Genomic DNA, 26613 nt, shown 5'->3' on the forward strand with positions numbered 1-26613 from the left:
CCGGCCGTCGCCCTACCCTGCGGCCGCGGCCGCCCGGCGCAGGGTCAGGGCCGCGAGGGCCTCGGGGGCGCCCGACTGGCCCCGGATACCGGGGAAGGCGTTGACGTCGACGATGAGGGGCCTGCCGTCTTCCGTGGCGATGACGTCCACCCCGTAGACCTCCAGTCCGAAGACCCGCCCGGTCCGCAGGGCCAGTCCGGCCCACCCGTCGGGCAGCCCCCGCGGGCCCCTGGGCGGCTGCCCGGCGCCGTCGGCGAGTTCGGAGCGGCGCAGGCCGGCGAAGACCTCGTCCCCGACGACCCACAGCTTGTGGTCCCAGCCGCTGTTGGGGGCGAACGCCTGCGTGACGACGGGCTCCCCGGCCCAGCGCGGCGCCAGCTCCCGCAGCCCGCCGGGGCCGTCCAGGCGCACCACCAGATCGTCCTTGCGGCTGTGGCGGCTCTTGACCACCAGCGGCCATTCCAGATCCGTGGCGGACTCCAGCCGGGCCGGCGAGGCGAAGGTGCGGGTGGGGGCGAACGGCAGACCCGCCGCCAGGGCCCGAGCGGCCATCGCCGTCCGGTCCTGGCAGCCCTCGGTGGCGGCGGCGGAGTTCACCACCGGAGCGCCCCGCAGCTCCAGGGCGCGGGCCAGTTCCAGCGCCTCGGCGGTCCGCGCCTTCAGCAGGTACACGTCGGCGAGCGCCCCGCCGGACCCCGCCCCGGGGTGCAGCACCTCCACCTCGTGCCGCTGGCCGAGCAGCGCGGCGGCGGCCGCCAGCAGCGGATGCCCCGGGTCGGGGGTGATCAGCCCTATCCTCACGCGCCGTCCCCCGCCCGCGCGCCCATCTGCGCCGGTATGCCCAGCGGCAGGGCGTACGGGCGGACCGGCGGGCACAGCGGCGCGGGCGTACGGCCGCCCGCGCGGGCCAGGTCCAGGACGGCGCCCGCGACCCGGGCCGCGGCCTGCGGCACCTGGCGGAAGCTCGGGAAGTCGTTGACGTCCACCACCACCGGCCCGTCGGGTCCCAGCAGCACGTCCACCCCGTACAGGTCCAGCCCGTACACCTCGCCCACCCGGGCGGCGATGTCCGCGACCTCGGCCGGCAGCGGCACCCGGCGTTCGCGGACGGCCGCGTCGGGGTGCAGGGGGGAGCAGCGCTCGGTGGCGTGCAGTTCGCCGCCCACGCAGTACACCTTGATGTCCGTCCCGGCGTTCGGGACGTACGGCTGGGCGATGAGCACGCCCTCGGCCGCGAGTTCGGGGAGCAGCGCCGCGAGCCGGTCCGGCGAGGGCACCAGGTGGACCCCCCGGCCGGAGCTGCCGTCGGCCGGCTTGACCACGAGCGGGTACTCGGCGTCCGGTATCTCCGCCAGCAGTTCGGGGCGGGCCACCGCGTACGTGCGCGGCAGGGGGAGCCCCCGTGCGCTGCCGAGCGCGGCGGCGAGGGCCTTGTCGCGCACCCCGCGGATCGACCGGGCGTCGTTGACGGTGGTCACCCCCGCGGCGGCCGCCGCCTCCAGCAGGGTCAGCCCCGGGCCTCCCGAGACGGTCTTGAGCACCCACGCGTCATGCGTGCCGGCCCGGACCAGGTCCGTCATGCGCACCAGCGAGCCGCCGGGCCGCACCACGTCCACCTGGTGGCCCCAGGCGGTGAGCTGACGGATCACCTCGTTCGGCATGCCGTCGTGGCGGTAGTGCTCCTCCACCAGGAAGCAGAGCCTCATGGATCTTCCCCATATTCCCCGGACGTCCGCCGCCGATCCCGTCCGGCGAGTTGTGACGTCACAGGATGCCATGGCAACGCCCCGAAACCGCTTCAGAAGCAACCTTAGTGGGCGCTACAGAGCGTGATCTTTGCCAAGGGCTTTCCTAAACGATCACCAATCCTCTTATAGTGATGGCTCGTTGCCACAGGAACCCTCTCTTCCATATACGCCCCTTTTTTGAGGCTTTGATTGATGACGGCGTCGCCCTCCCCCCTCCGCCCCTCCGCGCTCGCCCTGCTGGTCACGGCCGTGGCCGCGGGCACCATCTCCGCGGCGGCGGTGGCCGCGGCACCGTCCGGTGTCCGCGCCCCCCTGGCCTGGTTCGCCGCCTTCGGGACCCTGCTGCTGGCCGTCGCCGCCTGCGCCGTGACCTGGTGGGCGCGCACCACCCGGCAGCTGCGCGCCGAGCTGGCCCTGCTCAGAGGTGAAGTCGCCACCCGCGACGGGTACATCGCCCGGCTGACCGCCGACGCGGCCCGCGAGACGGCCGGCCTCACCGCCGAGGTCTCCCGGCTCACCGCGGACCACAGCGCCCAGATCGCGCGGCTCACCGCCGAGCACGCCGCCGAGACCGACCGGCTGACGGCCGCCCGCAGCGCCGACGCCGCCCGGCTCACCGCCGCCCACACCGCCGAACTCGACCACCTGGCCGCCGCCCAGCAGGCCACCCGCGAGCGCCTCGGCGAGGAGCTGCGGCGCGCCCAGTCCGGCCGGGCCGCCGCCATGGCCGCCGCCGCCAACGCGGCGGGCCGGATGCAGGCCCTGGCCACCGGGATGCTCGCCGACCTGCGCGAGATGGAGCACCGGCATGCCGACGAGCAGGTCCTCGCCGACCTGCTGCACCTCGACCACCGCACCGCCCAGGCCGGCCGCCTCGCCGACTCCATCGCCGTCCTCACCGGCGCCCGTTCGGGCCGCCGCTGGGCCAAGCCCATCGTCATGGAGTCGATCCTGCGCGGCGCCATGGGCCGGATCGGCGGCTACCAGCGCGTCCGCCTGCACTCCACCAGTGAGGCCGCCGTCGCCGGGCACGCCGCCGAAGGGGTCATGCACGCCCTCGCCGAGCTCCTCGACAACGCCGCGAACTTCTCCCCGCCGAGCGCCGAGGTCCACGTCTACGTGGAGGAGGTGCCGGCCGGGATCGTCATCACCGTCGAGGACAGCGGCCTCGTGATGAGCGAGGTCCAGCTGCGCCGCGCCGAACAGGCCGTCGGCGCCGAGACCCTGGACCTCGCCGGGCTCTCCGGCACCCGCCTCGGCCTGGCCGTCGTCGGCCGCCTCGCCCGCAAGCACGGGCTGACCGTCTCCTTCCGCCCCTCGGCGCGCGGCGGCACCGGCGCGCTGATGATGATCCCGGAAGAGCTGATCAGCCACGCCCCGGCCGAACCCCTCCCCGCCCCGGCGCTCCTGGCGGCCCCCGCGGCCGCAGCGCCCCGCACCCCGGCGCTGCCCGCGGCCGGCCCGGCCCGCACCCCCGCCCTGCCCCCGGCGGCCGCCGGCGCGGAGCGGCCCCTGGCGCTGCCCGCCGCCGCCCCGGGCCCCCGGCCCGAGCCCGCCCCCGGCGGCTCCGACGGCTCCTACGACCCCGAATCCACCGACCAGACCCCGCTGCTCGGCGAGAGCGGACTGCCCCAGCGGCGGCGCGGCCGCACCCTGGCCGCCGCCCACCCCGAAGGCCCCGACGCCGCGTCCACGGCGGCCCGTACGCAGGCCGCCCCCGGCGGTGCCTCCCGGTCCGCCGCCCGCTTCGGCAGCTTCCGCCAGGCCGTGCGCGACGCGCCGGCGCGGCAGCAGCCCACGACCCCCCCGCACCCGGAAGGCGACACGAGATGACCGGCTCCACCACCGACGAGAAGCTCAGCTGGCTCCTGGAAGGGCTCCTGGAGCGCACCCCCGGCGCCCGGCACGCCCTCGTGCTCTCCCGCGACGGCCTCAAGCTGTGCCGCACCCCCGAGCTCTCCGTCGACCAGGCCGACCAGCTCGCCGCCATCGCCGCCGGCATCCAGAGCCTCTCCCACGGCGCCTCCATCGAGTTCGGCGACGGCACCGGCGGCGTCCGCTCCGCCATGGCCGAGTTCTACGGCGGCATCCTCTTCATCGTCGAGGCGGGCGAAGGCGCCCACCTCGCCCTCGTCGCCGCCGAGGACGCCGACGCCGGACTCGTCGGCCACAACATGTCCGAACTGGTCGAGCAGCTGAGCGAGCATCTGATCGCCAGGCCCCGGGGATGAGCCGCGTCCGGCCGGGCCGGGACGACAACCCGGACCGGCTCTACACCCTCACCGGCGGCCGCAGCAGCTCCGGGAGCGACGCCTTCGACCTGGTGACCCTGATCGTCGCCGAATGCGACCCCGTACCGGGGATGCAGTCGGAGCACGCGGCCATCCTGCGGATGTGCCGTTACCCGGCGGCCGTGGTGGAGCTGGCGGCCGGACTGGGCCTGCCGGTGTCCATCGTCCGGATCCTGCTCGCCGACCTCCTGGCCGCCGGCCGCGTCAGCGCCCGGCACCCGCGCGCCACGACGTACTGCCTTCCCGACCCCGAACTCCTGGAACAGGTGCTCGTTGGACTCCGCAACCTCTGACCCCGGCGCGCCCCGGCCGGCACTCAGCAGCACCGCCGACAACGGTCTGAAGATCGTGATCGTGGGCGGCTTCGGCGTCGGCAAGACCACCATGGTCCGCTCGGTCAGCGAGATCCGTCCGCTGAACACCGAGGAGACGATGACCCAGGCCGGCGAGGCCGTCGACCACACCGACGGCATCGCCGCCAAGACCGCCACCACCGTCGCCTTCGACTTCGGCCGGATCACGCTCGACGCCCGCAACGTGCTCTACCTGTTCGGCGCCCCCGGCCAGGAGCGGTTCTGGTTCCTGTGGGACCGCCTGTTCTCCGGCACCCTGGGCGCGGTGGTCCTCGTCGACACCCGGCGGCTCGCGGACTCCTGGTACGCCATCGACCGCCTCGAACACCACGGCACGCCCTTCGTCGTCGCCTGCAACGACTTCGGCGGGCCCGCCCACACCCCCGAGCAGATCCGCACGGCCCTCGACCTGCCGGCCGAGATCCCGCTGCTGTTCTGCGACGCCCGCTCCCGCGAGTCCAGCAAGCAGGTGCTCATCTCCCTCGTCCGGCACCTCCAGCACCTCCAGCAGGTCCAGCGCCTCCAGCCCCTGCCGTAGCGCCACCTCCGCAGCCCCCGTCCCCCGCACCCTCCCGGAGCCCACGCAGTGACCACCCCCGAGCCGCAGCCCGTCTACCTCGGCGGACCCCGCTTCCAGAGCGACCCCGCCGAGCTGTACCGGGAGATGCGCCGCGACCACGGCGCCGTCGCCCCCGTCGTCCTCGACGGGGACGTCCCGGCCTGGCTGGTCCTCGGCTACCGCGAACTGCACCAGGTCACCAGCGACCCGCAGCTCTTCTCCCGCGACTCCGACCTGTGGAACCAGTGGGACCGCATCCCCGCCGACTGGCCGCTGCTGCCGATGATCGGCCGCAAGCAGCCCTCCATCCTCTACACCACCGGCGAACGCCACCGCGAGCGCGCCGCCGTCATCAGCGAGGCCCTGGAGTCCGTCGACCCCTTCGAACTCAGGGGCCACGCCGAACGCTTCGCGGACGAGCTCATCGACGGGCTCTGCGGCAAGGGCTCCTGCGACATCGTCGGCGAGTACGCCATGCTGCTGCCACTGCGCGTCCTCGCCCGGATCTACGGCTTCTCCGACGAGCAGGGCCCCGGCCTCGTCACCGCCATGAACGACATGATCAACGGCCGGGAGGGCGCCCTGGACGGCCAGCGCCACCTCGGTGAGTCCATGTACGCGCTGCTCGCCGCCAAGGCGCAGAACCCCGGCCCCGACGTCGCCTCCCGGATGCTCGCCAACACCGCCGGGTTCACCCTCGACGAGGTCGCCCAGGACCTGATGGTGATGATGGCCGCCGGACACCAGCCCACCGCCGACTGGATCGGCAACTCCCTGCGCCTGATGCTCACCGACGACCGCTTCGCCGCCTCCCTCGCCGGCGGCCGCCACAGCGTCGGCGAGGCCATGAACGAGGTGCTCTGGGAGGACACCCCGACCCAGAACGTCGCCGGCCGCTGGACCAGCCGCGACACCAAGCTGGGCGGCCGCGCCATCGCCCGCGGCGACCTGGTCCTGCTGGGCCTCGCCGCCGCCAACGCCGACCCGCACGTGCGCACCGACGCGGGCGCCCTCACCGGCGGGAACAACGCGTTCTTCTCCTTCGGCCACGGCGAGCACCGCTGCCCCTTCCCGGCCCAGGAGGTCGCCGAGGTCATCGCCCGGACCGGCATCGAGGTCCTCCTCGACCGGCTCCCCGACGTCGACCTCGCCGGACCGGCCGACGCACTGACCCGCCGCCCCTCGCCCTGGCTGCGCGGTCTGACCGCGCTCCCCGTGACCTACACCCCGACCCCCGCGCTTGGAGCCACCCGATGAGCTGCCCGATCGACCACACCGGCGCCGCCGCGGCCGCCGCCCCGATCACCCTCGACCCCTTCGTCGCCGACCTCGACGCCGAGAGCGCCGCCCTGCGCGCCGCCGGCCCGCTGGCCCGCGTCGTCCTGCCCGGCGGCGTCGGCGTCTACGCCGTCACCCACCACGCCGAGGCCCGCGCCCTGCTCACCGACCCCCGGGTCGTCAAGGACATCGGGGTCTGGGGCGCCTGGCAGCGCGGGGAGATACCCCTGGACTGGCCGCTGATCGGCCTCGCCAACCCCGGCCGCTCCATGCTGACCGTCGACGGCGACGAGCACCGCCGCCTGCGCACCCTCGTCGCCCAGGCCCTCACCGCCCGCCGCGTGGAGAGGCTGCGCGCCGGCATCGAGGCCCTCACCACCGAGGCCCTCGACCGGCTGGCCGCCCTGCCCGCCGGGGAGACCGTGGACCTCAAGGCGGCCTTCGCCTACCCGCTGCCGATGCGGGTCATCAGCGACCTGATGGGCGTCGACCCCGCCGAACACCCCCGGATGAAGGCCCTCTTCGAGAAGTTCTTCTCCACCCAGACCCCGCCGGAGGAGGTCCCGCAGATGATGGCGGACCTCGGCGCGCTCTTCTCCCGCATCGTGGAGGCCAAGCGCGAGAACCCCGGCGACGACCTCACCAGCGCGCTCATCGCCGCCTCCGAGGACGGGGACCGCCTCAGCACCGAGGAGATCACCAACACCCTCCAGCTGATGGTCGCCGCCGGCCACGAGACCACGATCAGCCTGATCGTCAACGCCGTCGTCGCCCTGGAGACCCACCCCGAGCAGCGGGCCCTGGTCCTCGCGGGGGAGGTCCCCTGGGAGAACGTCATCGAGGAGACCCTGCGCTGGGCCACCCCCACCTCGCACGTCCTCATCCGCTTCGCCACCGAGGACATCGAGGTCGGAGACCGGATCCTGCCGAAGGGCGAGGGCCTGATCGTCTCCTTCGGCGCCCTCGGCCGCGACGAGGCCCAGCACGGGCAGAACGCCGGCGCCTTCGACGTCACCCGCTCCCCGAACCGGCACATCTCCTTCGGCCACGGCCCCCACGTCTGCCCGGGCGCGGCGCTCTCCCGCCTGGAGGCCGGCGTGGCCCTCCCGGCGCTCTACGCCCGCTTCCCGCGGCTGTCGCTGGCCGTACCGGCCCAGGAGCTGCGCAACAAGCCGGTCCTCACCCAGAACGACCTGTTCGACCTCCAGGTGCGCCTGCACCCCTGACCTGCGCGGAAAAATCGAATAGATGTGTACCCGAGCGGTTGGTAGGTTGCTCACGTGCCGAAGCTGAATCAGATCATCGCAGTCGAAAAGGGCGTCAAGTCCAAGTCCCTCCAGGAGCTTTCGCAGGCTCACCACGACGTGCAGAAGCCCGCCCTGCTGGCCGGCATCTCGCGTACCTACCAGCCCAAGGACGAGGAGGGCGAACAGCTGCCGCCCGAGTCCACCCGGGTCCAGGTCAAGGCGGAGGACGTACTGCGCGCGACGGCCACCACCCTCACCCGGCTGTTCGACGTGACGGCGACCAAGGACTGGGCGAACCGCAGCGCCGCCGCGGACGTGGTCGTCGACGGCACCGTGCTGCTCGCCCAGGTGCCGGTGCCCTACCTGCTCTTCCTGGAGAAGCAGCTGACCGACCTGCACGCCTTCGTGCGCAAGCTGCCGGTCCTGGACGCCTCGGAGTCCTGGAACCTCGACCCCTCCACGGACTCCTGGAAGACGGAACCCGTGCGCACCATCCGTACCAAGAAGGTGCCGCGCAACCACGTCAAGGCCGAGGCCACCGACAAGCACCCGGCGCAGGTCGAGGTGTACTACGAGGACGTCGCGGTCGGCTACTGGACGACCGTGAAGTTCTCGGGCGCCCTGCCCGCCCGCCGGGTCAACGAGCTCCTCGACCGGGTGGAACGGCTCCAGCAGGCCGTGAAGTTCGCCCGCGAGGAGGCCAACGGCGCCGAGGTCACCGACCAGCGGGTGGGCGACGCGGTATTCGGCTACCTGTTCAGGTAGCCTCCGGAACGCCCCCTGTAGCGCAGGGGGTGCGCGAGAGCGCAAGCTGAAACTGATGTTGAAGCTGAACAGGGGCGGCCCGAGCGCGGCCCCTTGAATCTCAGACTATCGCTCCAGTCTCAGCATTCGCCGCCGAACACCGGACCGACCGGGCGGGGACGATCACCGACGGATGGGGGTTCAAGTCCCTCCTGCGCCTCTTCGCGGCGCGGTAGTTCAAAGGCAGAACACGTCGGCCTCAGGATGATCCCCTCCCTTAAACGCCGCCGGTGTGCGCAATTGGGTGGCACGCAGGGGCCCGGGAATTGGACATATTCCCGGGCCCCGTCACCGTTTTGAAGACCGGTCGGCGGCGCGCCGTACGACTTCTCGGTGACGCCCGCTGCGACCGCAGGAGGAGCAGGCGTCCGCCTCCGTACCGACGAACCGCCCCGGCCGCCCGCCTAGGCTCCCCGTCATGATCACCACACGCCGTACCGCGGCCGCCGCTGCCTTACTCGCCCTGCTGCTCCCGGTCCCGCTCCTCGCGGCCTCCGCCGCCTCCGCCGCGCCCGCGGCCGCCGTCGACGCCCGTGTCACCGGGCCCGAACTCCCGGCCCCCACCGGACGTTTCGCCGTCGGCTCGGAGGACCTGCACCTCACCGACCGAAGCCGCACCGACCCCTGGGCCCACAGCGGCCCGCGCGAGCTGATGGTCACCCTGCGCTATCCCGCGCAGCGCGGCACCGGCCGCGCCCCGGCGCACTATCTGAGCACCGAGGAGGCGCTGCCGATCCTCGTCCGGAGGGGCCTCGACCAGCTCGTCGACCCCGCTGTCCTCGCGGCCACCCGCACCCATGCCCGGGTCGGTGCCCGCCCGGTCCAGGGCCGGTACCCGCTGATCGTGCTCTCGCCCGGCTTCACCGTGCCCCGCGCCACCCTCACCTCGCTCGCCGAGGACCTGGCCTCGCGCGGCTACGTCGTCGCCGCCGTCGACCACGCGTACGAAAGCGACGCCACCGCCTTCCCGGGCAGACGCGTCCTCACCTGCCTGGCCTGCGAGCCGATGGAGCGCCCGGGCGGCCACGAGGCCGTCACCCGGACCCGGTCCGCGGACGTCTCCTTCCTGCTGGACCGCCTCACCGGCCGTCACCCCGCCTGGCGGCACGCGGGGCTCATCGACCCCGGCCGCATCGCCATGGGCGGGCACTCGATCGGCGGCGCCTCCGCCCTGCCCGCCATGGCCGCCGACCCCCGGATCCGCGCGGGCGCCGACCTGGACGGGGGCCTGCCCGACCCCTACCCGCCCGCCGGGATCGCGGGCCGTCCCTTCCTGCTGTTCGGCTCCGCAGCCAGCGCGCCCGGGGGGCAGTCGAACGGCGACTGGGGCAGGACGTGGCCGCACCTCGACGGCTGGAAGCGCTGGATCACCGTCGACGGCACCGACCACTTCGGTGCCACCGACTTCCCCGCCATCCGCGACCAGCTCGGCCTGCCCCACCCCGAGGCGCCGACCTCCGGCCCCCGCGCGGCCGAGCTGACCCGGACCTACCTCGCCGCCTTCTTCGACCGGCACCTCAAGGGGAAGCCGGCACCCGTCCTGGACGGCCCCCGCGCCGAGGCCCCCGAGGTCCGCTTCCACACCCCCTGACGGCCCCCACGGGCCCCGCTCGCGCGGGGCCCGGCCTCATACCGGCACGGACACGAACGTCCGCCCCGACTCGCTCTCCACCAGCACCGCCCGGACATCCGCCGGGTCCACGGCCGCCGAGCCGTCCAGGGCCGCTCCCTTGCCCTCGCCGTGCTCCGCCGTACCCACGACCCAGCCGCCCGCCGTGGACCGCGTACCGTCCCGGGAGACCACCACCAGACGGCACCGCTCGCCCGCCGGCACCCCCGTCACCGCCGCGTGCACCCGCACCCACCGCGCCGCCGGGGTCACCTGCACGGTCAGCCGCGCCCCGGTCCCCGGATCGGTCGCCGAGGCCACCCGGGTCCCCGCGGGCGGCGGTGACGGCGCGGCCGACACGCCCGGCGACGGCGGCGGGGGCAGCGCGGCGGTGCCCGCCGCGTCCCCGCCCAGCCGCGCCCCGGCCCAGAACACCGCCGCCAGCGAGGCGGCCGCCGCCAGGCCCGCCACCGCGCCCCGCCACCGGGCCCGCGCGGCCCGTTCACCGCGCACCTGCCGCAGGGTCCGCTGGAGCAGCAGGTCACCGCCCTGCGGGGGCCCGTCGAGGAACGCCTCCTCGGGCACCTCGCCCAGGACGCTCTCCATCTCGCGCAACGCCGCCACCTCCTCCCGGCACCCCGCGCAGTCGCCGACGTGCTCCTCGACGCGCCGTACGTCCTCCTGTTCCAGGACGCCGAGCACGTACGGTCCGAGCAGTTCCTCCTCGTGCCGAGGCGCGTTCACGCCACCACCTCCCGCAGTCCGCCGGGCTGCTGGGGCGGCCGGCCTGATCGTCTGTTGGTGCCGGGCCCGGCGGACGCGCCGGACCCGTCGGAGCCGCCGTCCGCGAACACCGCGCGCAGGGCCTTGAGCGCGTAGTGGGAGCGCGATTTGACCGTGCCCGCCGGGATGCCCAGGCGGTCGGCGGCCTCGGCCACGCTGTGCTGGCGGTAGTACAGCTCCGTGAGCACGTCGCGGTGCTCCGGTGAGAGCCGGTCCAGGGCCCCCAGGACGGTCATCGTGTCCACCACGGACTCCGCGTGGTCGCCCTCCGCCACGGGGGCGGCCGCCGAGCCGGAGACCTCCGCCGGCCGGGCCGCCCTGGCCCGGTACCGGTCGGTGATGATGTTCCGGGCCACCGTGAGCAGCCAGCCGCGTACCGAGCCCTTGCCGTTGACCAGCGCCTCGGAATGCCGCCAGGCACGGATCAGGGTCTCCTGGACGACGTCCTCCGCGGCGGCCCGGTCGCCGGTGAGCCGGGTGGCGTACGCGAGCAGGGCGTTGCCGTGTTCCTCGTACACCGCCCTGATCAGCGCCTCGTCGGTCGAGCCCCGCCGCGCGCGGGGCCACAGTGGTCCGGCCATTCACGCTCTCCGTCCGCTTGAGGTGGTTCAGGGGTGCGGTGTCCAGGGGTGCGGTCCCTGGTGCGGTACGTACACGCCCTGGCGGCGGCGCCGGTTCATGTGACCTGGGTCACTCGGCTCACGTCCGGCAGTCGCGGCCCTCGTTGAGGCAGGCGACGACCTCGCCCATCCGCTCGTCCGTCATCACGTCCACGAACATCGCGTGGTCGGTGAGCGGGCTGTGCCGCTGCTCGGGGAAGGAGTCCAGCGCCAGCGGCACCCCCGGCGCCACCGCGTACGCCAGCGACAGGCGCAGCTCCGGCACCGGGAAGGTGCCCTGCGGGCAGACCCCGTCGGCGGAGGGGAACCGCAGGTGGGAGCGGTGGTCCGGGGTGGCGGTGTCCAGCCCGTTCCAGCAGCTGGGGAAGACCAGCGTACGGGTGAGCAGTTGACCCGCCGGGCAGCGCGGGTAGCCGGTCGTGGACCGGTCCGGCAGCCCGGAACAGCCCCAGCGGGCCCGCACCCCGGCGCCCCCGCCCGCCGTGTAGGCGACGGCGTCACCGGTGATCGCCCGCAGGAACCGGGGCATCGCCACCACCCGGCTCACCGGACTGCCCCGGAACTCCACCCGCACCGAGACCTCCCGCAGGATCTCGCCCGCGTTGCCGTGCCCGGCGGCCCCCTCGTGCGGGCCGCTCCCGGGCCGGTCCGTGCGGCGCAGCACCGGCCAGTAGTACGTGGAGCGGTCGCCGCCCGCGCAGCTGGTGGCGGCCCCGGCCAGCGAGGCGTCCGTCGACAGGGCGTCCGTGGACAGGTTCCCCACGTACGCGTGCGTGTGGTGGGCGCCCGCCCGCAGCCCCGGCGAGACCACCAGGTTGTCCTCGTTCCAGTGCCCCTCCTCGTTGCGCCCGCACTCCACCGTCACCCGGCCGGTGGAGGCCCCCGGCCCGGGCGCCGGTTCCGCCGGACCGGGCGGTACCCGGCGCAGGTCCACGTACGGGCCCGCGACGGAGGCGGGGGCCGCCGCCCGTGTGGCGCCCAGGACGGCAGCGGTCAGCCCGAGGCCCAGCACCAGGCAGGCGAGCAGCAGCGGAAGCCGGTGTTCCTTCCCCAAGGGGTTCCCCATGGCCGTCACGGTCGCCGGTCGCTCGTACAACCGTCAACCGGGCGACCCTACGAGGGGCGCCCGGCCCGCTCGTAGGTGTCGGGGCAGGCGTGAACCGGAGTACGGGAGTTGGCGCGCGGGCCGCTTGCCCGGCCGGATCCCGTCCGGCCAGAGTTCTCCGTATGACACCGGACGACCTGCTGCGCGACTTCGCCCGCACCCGTGCCTCCCTCGACGGAGAAGAGGTCACCTACTGGTGGAGCGGCGACGTCCACGCGTGGGCCCCCGGCGAGCCCTACCGGCACCTGTTCGGCTTCGAAGGGGTCAACGTCTCCCGCCTCGTGTCCGAGGAGGAGGGCGGCGGCTACCGGATGCTCTCCCGTGAGGCCGCCTTCTACCTCGACCCCGTCACCCGGGAGATCCTGGAGACCTGGCAGGAGAAGCCCGTGGTCCACGTCTGGAACGACCCGGCGAACCTGCGCCTGCGGCCCTTCCCCGTCCCGCGGACCGAACTCGGCGACCAGGTCTGCTTCAGCCTGGAGATCCCGCTCGCCTACCCCTCCCCGCTGCCCGTGGCGGACTATCCGCTGAACTCCGCCGACGACACCTACAGGGCCCTGGAGCTCTTCCAGTTCTTCACCCCCGCCGCCGCCCTCGCCGGCGGGGCGCCGAGCGTCCCGGCGGCCATGTCCTGGACGCGGATGTCCCCCTGGCTGCCCTGGATGGAACAGGGGCAGCGCCCCGGCGGCCTCACCTTCCACTGCCGGGGCGCCAAGCTCGGCTCCTACGCCGAGGTCCCCGAGCGCACCCGCGCCTACATCGCCGGCCGCCACCCCGAGTTCGCCCGGGCCCCCGAGAAGTGGACCGAGCCGAACGAGACCAGCTGGACGTACTTCCGCGCCCTCCACCCGCGCGCCGAGGCGCGGTAGCCCGCCGGCCGCCCCGGGGCCCCCGGGGCGGTGATGATCACGTGCGTGTTGCGTGCGTGTTGCACAGGTGTTGCACAGGGACCCCACAGGATGGCGCAGGGTCCGGACAAGGGTTTTCCCTGTATCGGGTTCATCCCCCCGTTGCCTACTGTCTGCCCACCGGCGGTCTCCCGCACCCCCGAACTGCCCCCGCACCAACCCCACATGGTGTGAAGCCGAGCGCGGGTGGCGCGGACCGCCGGTACACGAGTCACCCAGCCCCGCCGTTGCGGCCGGGTGACTTCGCGCGGCGGCGGCCGGGGCGGTTCGACCAGCCCTCCCGGCCCCGCGGCGCGCCGTTCCGCCTCCCACACCGCACACAGCGGCCGCTCCGGCCTGCCCGGAACCGGCCCGTAAGGGGAACACCGTGCACGCACCCCGTCGACGGCTCATATCCGTCGTGGCCATGTCCGTCACCCTGCTCGCCGGCTCCGCCACCGCCGCGGTGGCCGTGACCCCGCCGAGCGACCCGGGCTCCCACGCCCTCCCGGCCTCGGGCGCCCCCGCCGCCCCCGCCGCCGCGCCGGTCGAGAACCTGATCGTCGGCTACAAGTCCTCCGCTCCGGAGGCCGCCTCCAACACCGCGGCCGCCGCCGACGCCACCGCCAAGGGCAAGAAGGCCGGCAAGAAGGCCACGTTCGACCGCCGTCTGGGCACCGGCGCCGCGCTCGTCGGCCTGGGCGGTGCGACCGCCCCGGCCGACGCCGCGGCCGTGATGGCCCAGTTCCGCGCCGACCCGGACGTCGCCTACGTCGAGCCCGACTCCCGCGCCTACGCCATGGCCACCCCGGACGACACCGAGTACGCCAAGCAGTGGGACCTCTTCGAGCCCACCGCCGGTATGAACGTCCCCGCCGCCTGGAACAAGACCACCGGTTCCGGCGTCACCGTCGCCGTGATCGACACCGGCTACGTGGCCCACTCGGACGTGGCCCCCAACATCGTCCCCGGCTACGACTTCATCTCCGACTCCACCGCCGCCCGCGACGGCAACGGCCGCGACAACAACCCGGCCGACCAGGGCGACTGGAGCGCCGCCGACGAGTGCGGCACCGGCTCCAAGGCCAGCGGCTCCTCCTGGCACGGCACCCACGTGGCCGGCACCATCGCCGCCGCCACCAACAACGGCAAGGGCGTCGCGGGCATCGCCTACAACGCCAAGATCCAGCCGGTCCGCGTCCTCGGCAAGTGCGGCGGCGCCACCTCGGACATCGTCGACGCCATCACCTGGGCCTCCGGCGGCACCGTCGCGGGCGTCCCGGCGAACCCCACCCCCGCCAAGGTCATCAACATGAGCCTCGGCGGCTCCGGCACCTGCACCTCCAGCTACCAGAACGCCATCAACGCGGCCGTCGCCCGCGGCACCACCGTCGTCGTGGCCGCCGGCAACAGCAACGCCGACGCGAGCTCCTTCACGCCGGCCAGCTGCAACAACGTCATCACCGTGGCCGCCACCAACCGCACCGGCGACCGCTCCTTCTACTCCAACTACGGCGCCAAGGTGGACGTCTCCGCCCCCGGCGGCGAGACCCGCCGCGCCACCGACACGCCCGGGACCGTCACCACGCCCGAGAACGGCATCCTCTCCACCCTGAACGACGGCGCCACCACCCCCGGCGCGGAGATCTACAAGCCGTACCAGGGCACCAGCATGGCCGCCCCGCACATCGCGGGCCTCGCCGCGCTCCTCGTGGCCGCCAAGCCCTCCCTCACCCCGGCGCAGGTCGAGGCCGCCATCAAGGCGAACGCCCGACCCCTGGCCGGAACCTGCACCGGCGGCTGCGGCGCCGGCCTCGCCGACGCCGCCGCGACCGTCAACGCGGTGACCTCCACCCCCGCCACGCCGTTCTTCGAGAACACCGCGGACTACGCCATCGCGGACAACAGCACGGTGGAGAGCCCCCTCACCGTCTCCGGCGTCACCGGAAACGCCCCGGCCACCCTCAAGGTCGGCGTGAACATCGTCCACACCTACATCGGTGACCTCAAGGTCGACCTGGTCGCGCCCGACGGCACCGTCTACACCCTCCACAACCGCGCCGGCGGCAGCACCGACAACATCAACCAGACCTACACCGTCGACGCCTCCTCCGAGGTGGCGAACGGCACCTGGAAGCTGCGCGTGAACGACAACGCCGGCGGCGACACCGGAAAGATCGACTCCTGGAGCCTCGGCTTCTGATCCCCGCCGGCCCCCACGCCACACCCCCCGGTCCGGGCCCCCGCCGGAGTCCCCCACCTCCGGCCTGACGGGGTGATAGTCCGGACCAACCCACCCCGCGGACCTGCCGATACCTCCCGTACCGGCAGGTCCGCGGGACATTTCTGTCACCCGACTGAATTCTGCGTCACAATCCGGGTCCGCCGGGGGGCCGACCTCGTATTGTCGCGTCTCACAACAAGGGTGCGGAGCGGGGAGCGAAAGGCTGGTGGCTGTGCGTGGCGGCGACGGCGAACGCTGACACCAACGTCGGACACGGCGTACTCATCGAGGCCGTCGGCCGCGCGCTGACCACGTGCGGCCGCGCCCTCCTCACCGGCCCCGCCGGAGCCGGCAAGACCGCGGTCGCCCACACCGTCGCGGCCGCCGCCGAAGCCCGCGGCGAGAGCGTCCTGCGGCTCGCCCCCGAAGCCGCCGACCAGCACATACCCGAGGCTTCGGCCGCCGCCCTCCTCGCCACCGTCCCCCGCAGGGCCCTCGACCGCCTCGCCGGACCCCAGCGCGAGGCCGTCGCCCTCCTGCGCCGCGAGACCGACGCGCCCCACGCCGGACGCGACCACATCGCCCTGCGCCTGGCCCTCGCCGAGATCCTGCGCACCCTCGCAGCCCCCGGCCCCGTCCTGCTCCTCATCGACAACGCCCAGTGGCTCGACGCCGAGAGCACCGACCTGCTCCGCTTCGCCCTGCGCCTGACGCCGCCCCGCGTCCGGGTCCTCGTCGCCGAACGGGGCCAGGGCGCGGCCCCCGCCGCCGAAGCCCTCTGCGGCCCCGGCACCCCCGCCGTCCGCGTCCCCGCCCTCGGCGCCGACGAGGTCGCCGAACTGCTCTTGCGCCACGGCCTGCCCGCCCGCCTCGCCGGCCGCATCCACCAGGCCAGCGGAGGCAACCCCCGGCTCGCCCTCGCCCTCGGCCACTCCCTCGCCGAGGCCGCCGGCGGCCAGGGCGGCTGCGCCCACCACGCCGACCCCCTGCCCGTCTCCGGGCAGGCCCGCGAGGTGGCCCGCCGGCTCCTCGCCGAAGCCCCCGCCCGCACCCGCCCCACCCTGCTGCTGGCCGCCCTCGCCACCCGCCCCACCACCGCCCTGCTGCGCCGCGCCGGCCGCCCCGACGCCGAAGCGGACCTCGCGCGGGCCGAACGGGCCGGGCTGGTCACCGTGGGGGAGGACGGAGCCGTCGCCTTCACCGCCGGCGCCCTGCCCACCGCCCTCGCCGCCGACGCCGGCTGGCCCGAGCGCTCCGCCGGACACGCCGCGCTCGCCGCCGCCGTCGACGACCCCGTCCAGGCCGTACGCCACCGGGCCCTGGCCGTCGACACCCCCGACGCGGAACTCGCCGCCGAGATCACCCGTGCCGCCGACGCCTGCCGCCGCCGCGGCCAGCGGGCCCTCGCCGCCGAACTGGGCCTCCTCGCCGCCGATCGCACCCCCGCCGCCCTGCCCGCCGAGGAACTCGCCCGGCTCGTCGGCGCCGCCGAGGACGCCGGCTGGGCCGGCCGCGCCGACCTCGCCCGCCGCGCCACCCGCGCCGTCCTGGCCCGCGACGCCTCACCCGCCCAGCGGGTACGGGCGCGGCTCGCCGTGATCGACGCCGCCGGGCAGGCCCTGGCCGCCCTCGACGAGACCTTCGCCTTCGCCTGCGCCGAGGCCGACGCCGCCGACGACCCCTCCCTGCTGGCCGCCGTCCAGCTGCGCATCGCCTGGAAGCACAACCTCAGCGACGGCGACCCCGTACGCTCCCGCGACGCCGCCGCCGCGGCCGGCGCCCTCGCCAAGGCCGGGGGAGACGAGGTCGCCGAGGCCATGGCCCTGACCGTCCGGGCCCGCATGGGCCGCATCCTCGCCGACCCGGACGCCGAGGACATCCTGGCCGAGGCCCTCGCCCTGCCCGCCCCCGAGGTCCCCCTCGGTATGCGCAACGCGCCCCAGTACCTCGCCGTCCGCCACGCCCTCTTCGACGACCGGCTCACCGACGCCCGCCGCCAGCTCCTCGCCCTGCTGCCCGCCGTCCAGCGCACCGGTTCCGCCGAGGACGTCTTCGAGGTGCTGCGCAGCCTCACCGAGGTCGAACTGCGGCGCGGCCACTGCGACCTGGCCTCCGCGCACGCCCGCCGCGCCCTGGAGCTGACCATCGAGGCGGGCCTGTCCCCGGGGCCCGCCTGGTACGTCGCCGCCACGGCCGAGGCGGCCGGCGGCAGCTTCGCCCGGGCCGCGGCCTACGCCCGCCGCGGGATCCGCGCCTCCGAGGAGGAGCACGACCAGGTCTTCCTCTCCCGGGGCCTGTACGCCCTCGGCACCGTCCAGCTGGCCACCGGCGAGGCCGCGAAGGCCGTCACCACCCTGCGCCGGGTCGCCGAGCTGGAGGAGGCCCAGCAGGTGGTGGATCCCTCGATCCTGCGCTGGCACGGAGAGCTCGCCGAGGCCCTGGTCGCCGCCGACGACCCCGCCGGGGCCCTCCGGTTCCTCGACTCCGTCACCCCCGTCGCCCGCTCCCTGGAGCGGATCCCGGTCCTCGCCGCCCTGGACCGGGCCCGGGCGCTCGCCCTGTCGGCGCAGGGCCGGCCCGAGCCGGCCGTCGCCCTGCTCCAGGCCACCGCCCAGCGCTTCGAGGCCCTCGGCCTGCCCCTGGAGCACGGTCGTACGCTGCTCGCGCTGGCCCGGGTGGAGCGCCGGCGCCGCCGCCGGGCGCCGGCCCGGGCGGCGCTGGGGGAGGCCGCCGCGGTGTTCGAGCGGGCCGGCGCCGAGCCCTGGCTGGAGCTGGCCCGGGAGAACGCCCCCGAGAGCGGCGCCCCGCGCCCGGGGGTGGGGGTGCTGACCGACGCCGAGGCCCGGCTGGCCCAGCTGGTCGGCGGGGGCGCCAGCAACCAGGAGGCGGCGGCGAAGCTGTTCCTCAGCGTCAAGACCGTCGAGGCCCGGCTCACCCGGATCTACCAGAAGCTCGACGTCCGCTCCCGCGCCCAGCTGGCCACCGCGCTACGGGGCCACTGAACCGGTCCCGGACACGCCGGAGCGGCGTGACGACCGCGTCGCCACGCCGCTCCGGATGCCCGCTGGGTCAGCTGCCGGCCGACAGGTTCCCGGACAGGACCGGGATGTTGGAGGCGATGTGCGAGAGGGACTCGTCGCCCTTGGCCTGGGTGGAGTTCTCGGCGCACTGCTGGTTCTGCGGGTTGGACAGGACGTTGATGTCCTGGACACCGACGTTGACCAGGGCCACCAGCGACTGGACGTTGACCTTGGCCGGCAGGCCGACGCAGAGCTTGTTCAGCGAGCCCTGGACCGCCGACAGCTGCGGGCTCATGGCGCCGGTGGTCTCCGCGTTGCCGTAGATCTGCTGCGCGCCGTTGCCGTTGACGGTGTTGACGCCGTTGTCGTTGCCGATCGCCATCGCCGGGGAGGCCGTGAGGGCACCCGCGCCCAGGACGGAGGCGGTGACCGCGGCGGTGGCCATGAACTTCTTGAGCATCGTGGAGATCCTTCTGTCGCATGAGCTGTCCCCGGCGGGACGACTGGATCAACTGCCCCGGGCGCGAGGGGTTATCGCCAGTCACCCGGGCGGCCCAACGATCCGCCCGAAGCGGCAGCTCAGCGCGGTGCGGCGGGTGCCTCGGCGGCGCCGCCCGCGCGGATCGCACGCAGGGCCGCGAGGTGCAGCGCGTACGGGTCGCCGCCCTCCACCGGGCTGCCGGTGAGGGTGTACCACTCGTCCGCGTCGGTGTACTGCACCGCGAAACGGACCGTCCCGTCCGGTCCGCCGGTGGTGCGCAGGGTCAGCGGGCCGGTGATGACGCCGACCTCGTCGGTCATGGCCCCGCCGGGGCCGGCGAGGACCTCGTCCTGCCACTGGGACTTCCGGGAGCCGGTCATGCGGCGCAGGTGTCGATCATGGTGGTGAGCATGGTCCTCTCGGCTTCGGTGACGGTCAGCCCGTAGTGGGACTTGACGGTGGTCCAGGCGCGCCCGTACTGGCACCAGCTCGACTTGTCCGGCGGCTGCCACAGGTCGGGGCTCTGGTCGCCCTTGGCCCGGTTGGTCGCGGCCGACACCGCCAGCAGCTGCGGGCGGGTCAGGTCGTTGGCGAAGGACTTGCGCTTCGCGGCGTCCCACTGGGCGGCGCCGGAGCGCCAGGCTTCGGCGAGCGGGACCATGTGGTCGATGTCCAGCTTCGAGGCGTCGTTGACGGTGACGCCGTCGTACAGGCTCGTCCAGCTGCCCGACACCGCCCGGCACTCGGAGTCCCGGGTGACGTTCCTGCCGTCGCGCTTGAGGACCACCTCGCGGGTGTCGCACTTGTCGCCCTGCTCGGCCCAGTGCGTGAACTTGTCGCGGCTGTAGCCGGCCATCGTGCCGGGCTTGCCGGTGGTCAGCGCCGCCAGCTGCGTCCGCGCGACGGCCGCGCCGACCATGCCGGGCAGCACGTCCCCCGGGGCGGGCTTGGCCGCGCCGCCCCCGGGCGCGGCGGAGGGCGCGGTGCCGGTGCTCGTCGCCGTCCGGCCCGGGGTCTTGCCGTCCCCCGAGCCCCCGGACCCGCCGCATCCGCCCACGCCGAGCAGCAGCACGGCGGCCACCACCCCGGCGCACCCGCGTGTCTGACGACCCATGACAACCACCCCGCCCCGAAGGTCCGGCACACCGACCCGGGAAGACTACCCATAACCGGACAACCAACCCCGCACCGCCCCGGCGAAGGCGCGGCTTCCTGTATCGCTAGGGTCCGCGTATGCCCGAACTCATCACACCTCACGCCCACTTGCACGCCGCCTGGCTCGACGCCCATCACGAATGGGGCCCCGGCCTCCACGAAGACGGCTTCGGGCTGGAGCCCTCCGACGAGGTCGCCTCGCCGGCGGGGTTCGCGGCCTGGGTGGCACGGCTGGCCGAGGCGGCGGGCCCGGAAGCGGCCGAGGCGGGCCGCGCGTGTACGTACCGGTGGATCGTCGAGGGCGGCCAGGTGCAGGGCGGGATCGCGCTGCGGCACGGCGGCCACGACCACGTGCCGGCGTACGGCCACATCGGCTACGGCATCCGGCCGTCCTCGCGCGGGCGCGGACTGGCCACCTGGGCGCTGGGCCGCATGCTCGGCGAGGCGTGGGGGCTCGGCCTGGACGAGGTGCTCGTGGTCTGCGAGGCCGGAAACGTCGCCTCGGTGAGGACGATCGAGGCCAACGGCGGCCTTCTCGAATCCGTCCGGGACACCGGGGCGGGTGCCGTGCGTCGCTACTTCATCAAGCGCGCGTACGCGTATTAGACGCCGCTCGCCGTCCTGTCAAGTCCCGACTTCACGGAACGTGTCCCCCCTGTGCCCGCTGGGGCTTACTAGAGGAGCGGAAGGGAAACGGGAAACGGAAAACGAAAGGGAAAACCTCACCGAGGAATTCTCGATCGATTACCGGTCCGGACCCCGACCGCACCCTCCCGGAATTCCGGGTTGTCCCAGTCCATAGCAGGCATAGTCAGGAGAAACTCATGAACCGCAAGTTTGAGACCACCGCCCGTCCGCAGCGCCGCACCCTCCGCCTCGCCACTCTGGCGGCCGCGGCGGCCATCGTCACCGGAGGCGTCGTCCTCCCGGCCTCGGCGGCCATGGCGGCTCCTGCTCCGTCCCACGTGGTCACGGCCCTCCCCAACGGAGGCGGCAAGGGCGGAGACGGAGGTGCGGGCGGTGGCGGTCTGATCGGCGGCGGCGGTGGCTCCGGCGGCTCCGGCGGTGGAAGCGTCCTCGGTACCGGCGGCGACGGCGGTAAGGGCGGCGCCGGCGGGGACGGCCTGCTCGCCGGCGGTGGCGGTGGCGGCGGTGGCGGCGGCGGTGAGGGCCTCATCGGCGGCAAGGGTGGCGACGGCGGCAAGGGCGGCAGCGGCCTCTTCGGCGGCTCCGGCGGCTCCGCCGGCAACGGTGGGGACGGACGCCTCAAGGGCGGCGCCGGCGGTAACGGCGGCGGCGGCGGGTTCGGCCTCTTCCAGGGCGGCGACGGCGGCAAGGGCGGCAAGGGCGGCTTCGGCCTCATCGGCGGCCTCGGCGGCAACGGCGGCTCCGGCGGCGGCAGCATCTTCTGACCGTAACCCGGCGTGACGGGGCGGAGGCCCTCGGGCCTCCGCCCCACCCCCCAAGCTCCACCCCGCTCCACCCCCGGATCGCCCCCCCGGGATCGACCCCCACTCCTCTCACACGAACGTTCCCGAACGGAGCAACCCCCATGTTCACGATCCCCTTCCAGCGTCCGCTCCTCCTGGCGGCGGCCTCCCTGGCCCTCGTCTCCGGTACGGCCTGTGCGGCGCAGGCGGCGGTGTCCCACACCCCGGCGGCCACCAGCGCTTCGGCCCCGGCCCTCAAGGCCACCGACTGCACGCTGGGCGGCGCGGGCGGTGCAGGCGGTGAAGGCGGCAAGGGCGGCCAGGGCGGTCAGCCCGGTCAGCCGGGCGAGCCCGGCAAGCCCGGGGGGACGGCGTGCCTCGGCTTCGACGACCTGCCCGACAAGCCCAAGTCGGAGCTGACGGTGGTGGACAAGGCGCGGATCGCGCTCACGGTGATCGCCGACGACTCCAAGGAGATGAAGGACAAGATCGCCGCCAAGTACAAGATCACCCCCGCGCAGATCGACACCTGGAAGAAGCAGTACCTCGAGGGTGACTGGTTCGCCCTGATGAACAGCTCCCCCAGCTGATCCCGCGAGGCGGCGACGACAACGCCGCTGATATCCCGACCGTAGTGGAAACGAATTCCCGGCAAGGAAGAAAAACCATGCGCGTACATTCCTGGAAACTGCGTCTCGGGCTCGTCGTCTCGACGGCTCTCCTCGGCGGCGGCGCCCTCGCCCCGGTCGCCTCCGCCGCCCCGGCCGCCCCGGCAGGCCATGCGGCACAGGTTCTCGCCGAACACGGCTCCGGCTCCGGCATCGGGCTCGGAAAGCTCCTCGGCGGCAACAGCGGCGGCAGCGGACCGGGCTTCAGCGCCGGCAAGGTCAAGATCGGTCACGGCAGCGTCCGCGTCGGTGACAACGTCTGCGCCGGCCGCTGCAACGGAACCGTCAACGGCACCAACGGCAGCAACGGCGGCGTCTGCGCCGGCCTGTGCAACGGCAGCGCCAACGGCGGCAACGGCACCGACGGCACGACCGGCGGCAACGGCACCAACGGCGGCAAGGGCGGTATCTGCGCCGGTGTCTGCAAGGGCAGCGCCAACGGCGGCAACGGCGGCAACGGCGGGGCGGCCCCGCCCGGCGGCGACGGCGGTGACGGCGGCAACGGCGGCAGCGGCGGCATCTGCGTCGGCGTCGGCTGCGAGACCAGCGGAACCGGCGGCCGCGGCGGCGACGGCGGCTCCGACTCCGACTGAAACCCGCCGCCCCACCCCACGGAACGTCCTCCGGAGCACCCGCCCCGGAGGACGTTCCGTGTGTCCGGCTCCCCGGCTCCCCGGCTCCCCGGCGCCGCCGGGGGAAGGGGCGGCCCTGTGGATCACTGGATAGACTTTCGATGACAGAACGGCGGCCCGCCGCGCCCCTGCGCGTGCGCGGCGGCCGGGTGAGGGCGGCGCCTGATGGGCACGGCATCCAATCTGCACCTCTACGCGGGCCGGGCCTCCGGCCTCATCGGCCGGCGGATCGCGGGCTACCGGGTCGAGCGCCTGATCGGCCGCGGCGGGATGGCCGTCGTCTACCTGGCCAGGGACCTGCGGCTGGACCGCGCCGTCGCGCTCAAGCTGATCGCCCCCGAACGCGCCCGTGACGAGACCTTCCGGCGCCGCTTCGCCCATGAGTCACGGATGGCCGCCTCCCTCGACCACCCCCACATCGTGCCGGTCTTCGAAGCCGGAGAGACCGAAGGCGTCCTGTACATCGCCATGCGCTACGTCGCCGGCCTGGACATGCGGGCGCTGCTGGACCGGGAGGGGCCGCTCCCCGTCGCCACCGCCCTGCGCATCTCCGGGCAGGTGGCTTCGGCGCTCGACGCGGCCCACGGCCGCGACCTCGTCCACCGGGACGTCAAGCCCGGCAACGTCCTGGTCGCCCCCGGCACCGACAGCGACCATCCCGAGCACATCTACCTCACGGACTTCGGCCTCACCAAGAAGGCGCTGTCACCCAACAACTTCACCACCGCCGGGGAGTTCGTCGGCACGGTGGACTACATGGCGCCCGAGCAGATCACCGGGCGCCCGGTCGACAGCCGGTGCGACCTCTACAGCCTCGCCTGCGTGGTCTACGAGTCCCTCGCGGGCGGACCCCCCTTCGGGCGCGACGCCGATCCGGCCGCGCTCCTGTGGGCGCACCAGTACCAACCGCCGCCGCCGCTCGTCGACAAGCGGCCGGACATCGCGCCCGCCGTCGACGCGGTGCTCGCCAAGGGGCTGGCCAAGGCCCCCGAGGACCGCTACGACACCTGCCTGGAGTTCGTCGCCGCCCTGCGCGCCGCCACCGGCACCACCGGGATCTCCCGCCGGAGCACCGGCCCCGCACCCGGCGGCGACCACCCGCCCACCGAGGTCTCGCTGATCCCCGAGCCCCCGCAGGATCCCCCAGCCTGGGCCCTGCCGGTGTTCCGCACCGCGCACGACGACGGCCCGCACGGCGGGGTGCCGTACGGGCCGTAGGGCCGGGGTGCGGGGCTGGGGGGGGCCTTCGCGTCACAGTCCCATCGAGATGGCGAGGCGGGTCAGCTCCGCGGTGGTGTTGACGCCGTGCTTGGCGCGGATGCGGCGGAGGTAGGCGTCGACCGTGTGCTTGGAGAGACCCATGCTGCGGGCGGTCTGGGCGTAGGTGCACCCGGCGGCGATGTAGCGCAGCGCCTCCTGCTCACGCGGGGCCAGAGAGGTAGAGGTCGAGGGGGCTTCGACGTGCTCCATGACGAGGGTGAGGCTCATGGGATTTCCTCCGCCGTGTCGGCTCGGTCATCGCTGCTGCTCACACCCTTGGAAGCAGGGGGACATATATCGGAATGTCGCTTTATGTCCCTGTTAAAGAGCTTGGGCTCGCCACTTCATGGAGTTGTCCGTCGACTGTCACAGGCGCGTCACAGGGAACCGGAACCCGCAACCCGGCCCCGCGCGGGCCCGTCCCTCAGAACTCCACGAGGGACTGTTCGGCCCAGATCGTCTTGCCCGTGGGGGCGTGCCGGGTGCCCCAGCGCTGGGCCAGCTGGGCCACCAGCAGCAGGCCCCGCCCTCCCTCGTCGAAGGTCCGCGCGCGCCGCATGTGCGGGGCGGTACTGCTCGCGTCGGAGACCTCGCTGATCAGCGTGTCGTTCTCATGGATCAGCCGCAGCTGGATGGGCGGCGCACCGTAGCGGATGGCGTTGGTGACCAGCTCGCTGACCACGAGCTCCGCCACGAACGCTGCCTCGTCCAGGCCCCACGCCGTCAGCTGGTCGGTCGTGTACCGGCGGGCGTCCGCGACGACCGACGGGTCGGACGGCAGGTCCCACACCACCACCTTGTCGGCGTGCAGGGCCCGGGTCCGCGCCACCAGCAGCGCCACGTCGTCCTCGGGGCGGTGGGTCAGCAGGGCCGCCAGCACCCGGTCGCAGACCGTGTCCAGGTTGGACGTGGGCCGGGTGAGGGCGGAGAAGAGCGAATCCAGGGCCTCGTCGAGGTCGCGCTCGCGCGGCTGGAGCAGCCCGTCGGTGTACAGGGCGAGCAGGCTCCCCTCGGGGAGCTCCACGTCGGCGGTCTCGAACGGCAGGCCCCCCAGGCCCAGCGGCGGGCCGGCCGGCACGTCGAGCAGGTACACCGAGCCCTCCGGGGACACCACCGCGGGCGGCGGGTGCCCGGCCCGGGCCACCGTGCACCCGCGGGTGACGGGGTCGTAGACCACGTAGAGGCAGGTCGCGCCGATGCCCCCGGCGGACTCCTCGGACACGTCCGGGTCGGCCTCGTCGGCGGACAGGTGGATGATCAGGTCGTCGAGGTGGGTGAGCAGCTCGTCGGGCGGCAGGTCCACGTCCGCCAGGGTCCGCACGGCCGTCCGCAGCCGCCCCATGGTCGCGGTGGCGCGGATGCCGTGGCCGACGACGTCCCCCACGACCAGGGCCACGCGCGCCCCCGACAGCGGGATCACGTCGAACCAGTCGCCGCCCACCCCCGCCTCGCCGCCGGCCGGCAGGTACCGGGATGCGATCTCCAGCGCCCCCTGCTGGGGCAGGGTGTGCGGGAGCAGGCTGCGCTGGAGCGTCATGGTGGTGGTGTGCTCGCGGGGCTCCCGGCCGGGCCCGTGCGCCGCCGCGGCCTCCTCGGCCGGCCGGGCCGTGAGCTCCTCGGCCAGCCTCAGCCGCTCCGGGTGCGTGGTGTCGGTCGTGCCGCGGTCGTGCGCCACCAGGCACACGGCCTGCACCCGGCCGTCCCGGTCGCGCAGCGGGGCCAGGGAGGTCTCCCATCCCGGCCCGGGGCCTTCGCCCGTCCGGGGGACGAAGGCGGTCAGCCGCTGCGGCTCACCCGTCTCCACGACCAGGCGCATCCTGCGCTCCGTCTCGTCGCTGACGGGGTCGGGGGCGATCTCCGGCAGCCGCAGCCCCCGCATCTGCGCCTCCGGGAGGGAGAGCGTGCGCTGCATTCCGGTGTTCGCCCGCAGCAGCCGCAGCTCCCTGTCGAACACCGCGAGGAAGCAGGGGGACTGGGTGAACGCCCACTCGTCCAGGTCCGCGTCCCAGGCGGGGGCGGCAGGGCCGGGCACGGCGGACACCACGGTCCACTTCACGGCCCCGCTCGTGGACGTCCAGCGGTGCGCCAGCACCGGTACCTCGACGCGCCCGCCGTCCCGGTGGCGCAGGGCCACCGTGCCGCTCCACCGCTCCTGCCCCGGGCTGATCTGCTGCCCGGGCGGGCCGCTCTCGGCCAGCAGCCGGGCGGCGGGCCGGCCCACGATCTCCGCCGGCGCGTACCCGAGGAGCCGGCAGGCGCCGTCACCCCAGTCGGTCACGGTGCCGTCCTCGCCGATCGTGGCCGTGGCGGTGTACGCCGCCCCGCCCGAGGTGTCCGTCCGCTGCGGCCGGTCACCGGGAAAGGTGGGAAGTTGCGCCATCGCCGCTCATCTCGCCCTCGCTCGTCCTGCCAGGGTGCTCCACTGACAAGGATGATCCGGCGGGGCGGGGAGCACCAAC

Annotated in this window: 26 protein-coding genes; 16 read left to right on the forward strand and 10 right to left on the reverse strand. The window is 74.4% G+C overall.

The window, feature by feature from the left end:
- Positions 1–12 precede the first annotated feature (12 nt).
- On the reverse strand, positions 13–801 hold the full coding sequence (locus tag ABZ716_RS05885; RefSeq protein ID WP_358956885.1) for an alpha-L-glutamate ligase: 789 nt from the start codon (positions 799–801) through the stop codon (positions 13–15).
- On the reverse strand, positions 798–1706 hold the full coding sequence (locus ABZ716_RS05890) for a hypothetical protein (RefSeq protein WP_358812658.1): 909 nt from the start codon (positions 1704–1706) through the stop codon (positions 798–800). Before ABZ716_RS05890 ends, ABZ716_RS05885 begins: the two co-directional genes overlap by 4 nt.
- Positions 1707–1940: 234 nt before the next feature.
- On the opposite strand from ABZ716_RS05890, the gene ABZ716_RS05895 reads away from it, so the two are divergent.
- The 8 genes from ABZ716_RS05895 to ABZ716_RS05930 all read left to right on the forward strand — a co-directional run bounded on the left by ABZ716_RS05895 (position 1941) and on the right by ABZ716_RS05930 (position 9871).
- Positions 1941–3581 carry an ATP-binding protein gene (locus tag ABZ716_RS05895; protein WP_358812657.1) on the forward strand — a complete coding sequence of 547 codons (1641 nt, stop codon included), beginning with the start codon at positions 1941–1943 and terminating at the stop codon, positions 3579–3581.
- Positions 3578–3979 carry a roadblock/LC7 domain-containing protein gene (locus ABZ716_RS05900; RefSeq protein ID WP_351890831.1) on the forward strand — a complete coding sequence of 134 codons (402 nt, stop codon included), beginning with the start codon at positions 3578–3580 and terminating at the stop codon, positions 3977–3979. The genes ABZ716_RS05895 and ABZ716_RS05900 overlap by 4 nt, the downstream gene beginning before the upstream one ends.
- Positions 3976–4332, forward strand: coding sequence for a DUF742 domain-containing protein (locus ABZ716_RS05905; RefSeq protein WP_358812656.1), 357 nt, complete (start codon positions 3976–3978; stop codon positions 4330–4332). Before ABZ716_RS05900 ends, ABZ716_RS05905 begins: the two co-directional genes overlap by 4 nt.
- On the forward strand, positions 4313–4930 hold the full coding sequence (locus ABZ716_RS05910; RefSeq protein ID WP_351890836.1) for an ATP/GTP-binding protein: 618 nt from the start codon (positions 4313–4315) through the stop codon (positions 4928–4930). Before ABZ716_RS05905 ends, ABZ716_RS05910 begins: the two co-directional genes overlap by 20 nt.
- Positions 4931–4978: 48 nt before the next feature.
- Positions 4979–6208, forward strand: coding sequence for a cytochrome P450 (locus ABZ716_RS05915; protein WP_358812655.1), 1230 nt, complete (start codon positions 4979–4981; stop codon positions 6206–6208).
- Positions 6205–7455, forward strand: a complete 1251-nt coding sequence (locus ABZ716_RS05920; protein ID WP_358956888.1) for a cytochrome P450 — start codon at positions 6205–6207, stop codon at positions 7453–7455. Before ABZ716_RS05915 ends, ABZ716_RS05920 begins: the two co-directional genes overlap by 4 nt.
- Before the next feature lie 54 nt (positions 7456–7509).
- Positions 7510–8241 carry a hypothetical protein gene (locus ABZ716_RS05925; RefSeq protein ID WP_355966290.1) on the forward strand — a complete coding sequence of 244 codons (732 nt, stop codon included), beginning with the start codon at positions 7510–7512 and terminating at the stop codon, positions 8239–8241.
- Between the two features lie 457 nt (positions 8242–8698).
- Positions 8699–9871 (forward strand): alpha/beta hydrolase, encoded by a 1173-nt coding sequence (locus tag ABZ716_RS05930; protein ID WP_358956890.1) that lies wholly within the window; start codon positions 8699–8701, stop codon positions 9869–9871.
- A gap of 36 nt (positions 9872–9907) precedes the next feature.
- On the opposite strand, the gene ABZ716_RS05935 is transcribed toward ABZ716_RS05930, so the two are convergent.
- The 3 genes from ABZ716_RS05935 to ABZ716_RS05945 all read right to left on the reverse strand — a co-directional run bounded on the left by ABZ716_RS05935 (position 9908) and on the right by ABZ716_RS05945 (position 12358).
- Positions 9908–10633 (reverse strand): zf-HC2 domain-containing protein, encoded by a 726-nt coding sequence (locus ABZ716_RS05935; protein WP_358812652.1) that lies wholly within the window; start codon positions 10631–10633, stop codon positions 9908–9910.
- Positions 10630–11253, reverse strand: coding sequence for a sigma-70 family RNA polymerase sigma factor (locus ABZ716_RS05940; RefSeq protein ID WP_358812651.1), 624 nt, complete (start codon positions 11251–11253; stop codon positions 10630–10632). The genes ABZ716_RS05935 and ABZ716_RS05940 overlap by 4 nt, the downstream gene beginning before the upstream one ends.
- A 118-nt stretch (positions 11254–11371) precedes the next feature.
- A complete protein-coding gene (locus tag ABZ716_RS05945; RefSeq protein WP_358812650.1) occupies positions 11372–12358 on the reverse strand; it encodes a DUF1996 domain-containing protein in 987 nt (328 codons plus the stop codon).
- 161 nt (positions 12359–12519) lie between these two features.
- On the opposite strand from ABZ716_RS05945, the gene ABZ716_RS05950 reads away from it, so the two are divergent.
- The 3 genes from ABZ716_RS05950 (at position 12520) to ABZ716_RS05960 (ending at position 18510) form a co-directional block, all read left to right on the forward strand.
- A complete protein-coding gene (locus ABZ716_RS05950) occupies positions 12520–13266 on the forward strand; it encodes a DUF1838 family protein (protein ID WP_358956893.1) in 747 nt (248 codons plus the stop codon).
- Between the two features lie 445 nt (positions 13267–13711).
- Positions 13712–15487, forward strand: a complete 1776-nt coding sequence (locus ABZ716_RS05955; RefSeq protein ID WP_358957092.1) for a S8 family serine peptidase — start codon at positions 13712–13714, stop codon at positions 15485–15487.
- Positions 15488–15744: 257 nt separating this feature from the next.
- Positions 15745–18510, forward strand: coding sequence for a LuxR family transcriptional regulator (locus ABZ716_RS05960; protein ID WP_358956896.1), 2766 nt, complete (start codon positions 15745–15747; stop codon positions 18508–18510).
- A 67-nt stretch (positions 18511–18577) separates the two neighbouring features.
- Here the strand turns inward: ABZ716_RS05960 and ABZ716_RS05965 are convergent, their stop codons facing one another.
- The 3 genes from ABZ716_RS05965 to ABZ716_RS05975 all read right to left on the reverse strand — a co-directional run bounded on the left by ABZ716_RS05965 (position 18578) and on the right by ABZ716_RS05975 (position 20123).
- Positions 18578–18988, reverse strand: coding sequence for a rodlin (locus ABZ716_RS05965; RefSeq protein ID WP_358812647.1), 411 nt, complete (start codon positions 18986–18988; stop codon positions 18578–18580).
- A 119-nt stretch (positions 18989–19107) separates the two neighbouring features.
- Entirely contained in the window at positions 19108–19389 is a 282-nt protein-coding gene (locus ABZ716_RS05970; protein ID WP_358812646.1) for a hypothetical protein, read from the reverse strand.
- Entirely contained in the window at positions 19386–20123 is a 738-nt protein-coding gene (locus tag ABZ716_RS05975; protein ID WP_358812645.1) for an HNH endonuclease family protein, read from the reverse strand. Before ABZ716_RS05975 ends, ABZ716_RS05970 begins: the two co-directional genes overlap by 4 nt.
- A gap of 119 nt (positions 20124–20242) precedes the next feature.
- Between ABZ716_RS05975 and ABZ716_RS05980 the strand changes: the two genes are divergently transcribed.
- The 5 genes from ABZ716_RS05980 (at position 20243) to ABZ716_RS06000 (ending at position 24112) form a co-directional block, all read left to right on the forward strand.
- Complete coding sequence (locus ABZ716_RS05980) at positions 20243–20770, forward strand: GNAT family N-acetyltransferase (protein ID WP_358812644.1); 528 nt, start codon at positions 20243–20245, stop codon at positions 20768–20770.
- A 218-nt stretch (positions 20771–20988) separates the two neighbouring features.
- Entirely contained in the window at positions 20989–21576 is a 588-nt protein-coding gene (locus tag ABZ716_RS05985; RefSeq protein WP_358812643.1) for a hypothetical protein, read from the forward strand.
- 140 nt (positions 21577–21716) lie between these two features.
- The gene (locus ABZ716_RS05990; RefSeq protein WP_358956898.1) at positions 21717–22184 is read left to right on the forward strand and encodes a hypothetical protein; all 468 of its coding nucleotides are present in this window, start codon (positions 21717–21719) and stop codon (positions 22182–22184) included.
- Between the two features lie 77 nt (positions 22185–22261).
- A complete protein-coding gene (locus tag ABZ716_RS05995) occupies positions 22262–22855 on the forward strand; it encodes a hypothetical protein (RefSeq protein WP_358956900.1) in 594 nt (197 codons plus the stop codon).
- A 204-nt stretch (positions 22856–23059) separates the two neighbouring features.
- Positions 23060–24112 carry a serine/threonine-protein kinase gene (locus ABZ716_RS06000; protein WP_358812640.1) on the forward strand — a complete coding sequence of 351 codons (1053 nt, stop codon included), beginning with the start codon at positions 23060–23062 and terminating at the stop codon, positions 24110–24112.
- 33 nt (positions 24113–24145) lie between these two features.
- On the opposite strand, the gene ABZ716_RS06005 is transcribed toward ABZ716_RS06000, so the two are convergent.
- Positions 24146–24382 carry a helix-turn-helix transcriptional regulator gene (locus tag ABZ716_RS06005; protein ID WP_351886090.1) on the reverse strand — a complete coding sequence of 79 codons (237 nt, stop codon included), beginning with the start codon at positions 24380–24382 and terminating at the stop codon, positions 24146–24148.
- 196 nt (positions 24383–24578) lie between these two features.
- On the reverse strand, positions 24579–26534 hold the full coding sequence (locus ABZ716_RS06010) for a SpoIIE family protein phosphatase (protein WP_358956902.1): 1956 nt from the start codon (positions 26532–26534) through the stop codon (positions 24579–24581).
- Positions 26535–26613: the final 79 nt, after the last annotated feature.

The sequence above is a fragment of the Streptomyces sp. NPDC006687 genome, from assembly GCF_040636215.1.
Lineage (GTDB): Bacteria > Actinomycetota > Actinomycetes > Streptomycetales > Streptomycetaceae > Streptomyces.

What these genes read in the sequence shown, in the direction of transcription:
- ABZ716_RS05890 (WP_358812658.1), bottom strand. Translation starts at nt 1,706, where the DNA reads ATGAGGCTCTGCTTCCTGGTGGAGGAGCACTACCGCCACGACGGCATG.
- ABZ716_RS05895 (WP_358812657.1), top strand. Translation starts at nt 1,941, where the DNA reads ATGACGGCGTCGCCCTCCCCCCTCCGCCCCTCCGCGCTCGCCCTGCTG.
- ABZ716_RS05900 (WP_351890831.1), top strand. Translation starts at nt 3,578, where the DNA reads ATGACCGGCTCCACCACCGACGAGAAGCTCAGCTGGCTCCTGGAAGGG.
- ABZ716_RS05905 (WP_358812656.1), top strand. Translation starts at nt 3,976, where the DNA reads ATGAGCCGCGTCCGGCCGGGCCGGGACGACAACCCGGACCGGCTCTAC.
- ABZ716_RS05920 (WP_358956888.1), top strand. Translation starts at nt 6,205, where the DNA reads ATGAGCTGCCCGATCGACCACACCGGCGCCGCCGCGGCCGCCGCCCCG.
- ABZ716_RS05930 (WP_358956890.1), top strand. Translation starts at nt 8,699, where the DNA reads ATGATCACCACACGCCGTACCGCGGCCGCCGCTGCCTTACTCGCCCTG.
- ABZ716_RS05940 (WP_358812651.1), bottom strand. Translation starts at nt 11,253, where the DNA reads ATGGCCGGACCACTGTGGCCCCGCGCGCGGCGGGGCTCGACCGACGAG.
- ABZ716_RS05945 (WP_358812650.1), bottom strand. Translation starts at nt 12,358, where the DNA reads ATGGGGAACCCCTTGGGGAAGGAACACCGGCTTCCGCTGCTGCTCGCC.
- ABZ716_RS05950 (WP_358956893.1), top strand. Translation starts at nt 12,520, where the DNA reads ATGACACCGGACGACCTGCTGCGCGACTTCGCCCGCACCCGTGCCTCC.
- ABZ716_RS05955 (WP_358957092.1), top strand. Translation starts at nt 13,712, where the DNA reads ATGTCCGTCACCCTGCTCGCCGGCTCCGCCACCGCCGCGGTGGCCGTG.
- ABZ716_RS05965 (WP_358812647.1), bottom strand. Translation starts at nt 18,988, where the DNA reads ATGCTCAAGAAGTTCATGGCCACCGCCGCGGTCACCGCCTCCGTCCTG.
- ABZ716_RS05970 (WP_358812646.1), bottom strand. Translation starts at nt 19,389, where the DNA reads ATGACCGGCTCCCGGAAGTCCCAGTGGCAGGACGAGGTCCTCGCCGGC.
- ABZ716_RS05975 (WP_358812645.1), bottom strand. Translation starts at nt 20,123, where the DNA reads ATGGGTCGTCAGACACGCGGGTGCGCCGGGGTGGTGGCCGCCGTGCTG.
- ABZ716_RS05980 (WP_358812644.1), top strand. Translation starts at nt 20,243, where the DNA reads ATGCCCGAACTCATCACACCTCACGCCCACTTGCACGCCGCCTGGCTC.
- ABZ716_RS05985 (WP_358812643.1), top strand. Translation starts at nt 20,989, where the DNA reads ATGAACCGCAAGTTTGAGACCACCGCCCGTCCGCAGCGCCGCACCCTC.
- ABZ716_RS05990 (WP_358956898.1), top strand. Translation starts at nt 21,717, where the DNA reads ATGTTCACGATCCCCTTCCAGCGTCCGCTCCTCCTGGCGGCGGCCTCC.
- ABZ716_RS05995 (WP_358956900.1), top strand. Translation starts at nt 22,262, where the DNA reads ATGCGCGTACATTCCTGGAAACTGCGTCTCGGGCTCGTCGTCTCGACG.
- ABZ716_RS06000 (WP_358812640.1), top strand. Translation starts at nt 23,060, where the DNA reads ATGGGCACGGCATCCAATCTGCACCTCTACGCGGGCCGGGCCTCCGGC.
- ABZ716_RS06005 (WP_351886090.1), bottom strand. Translation starts at nt 24,382, where the DNA reads ATGAGCCTCACCCTCGTCATGGAGCACGTCGAAGCCCCCTCGACCTCT.
- ABZ716_RS06010 (WP_358956902.1), bottom strand. Translation starts at nt 26,534, where the DNA reads ATGGCGCAACTTCCCACCTTTCCCGGTGACCGGCCGCAGCGGACGGAC.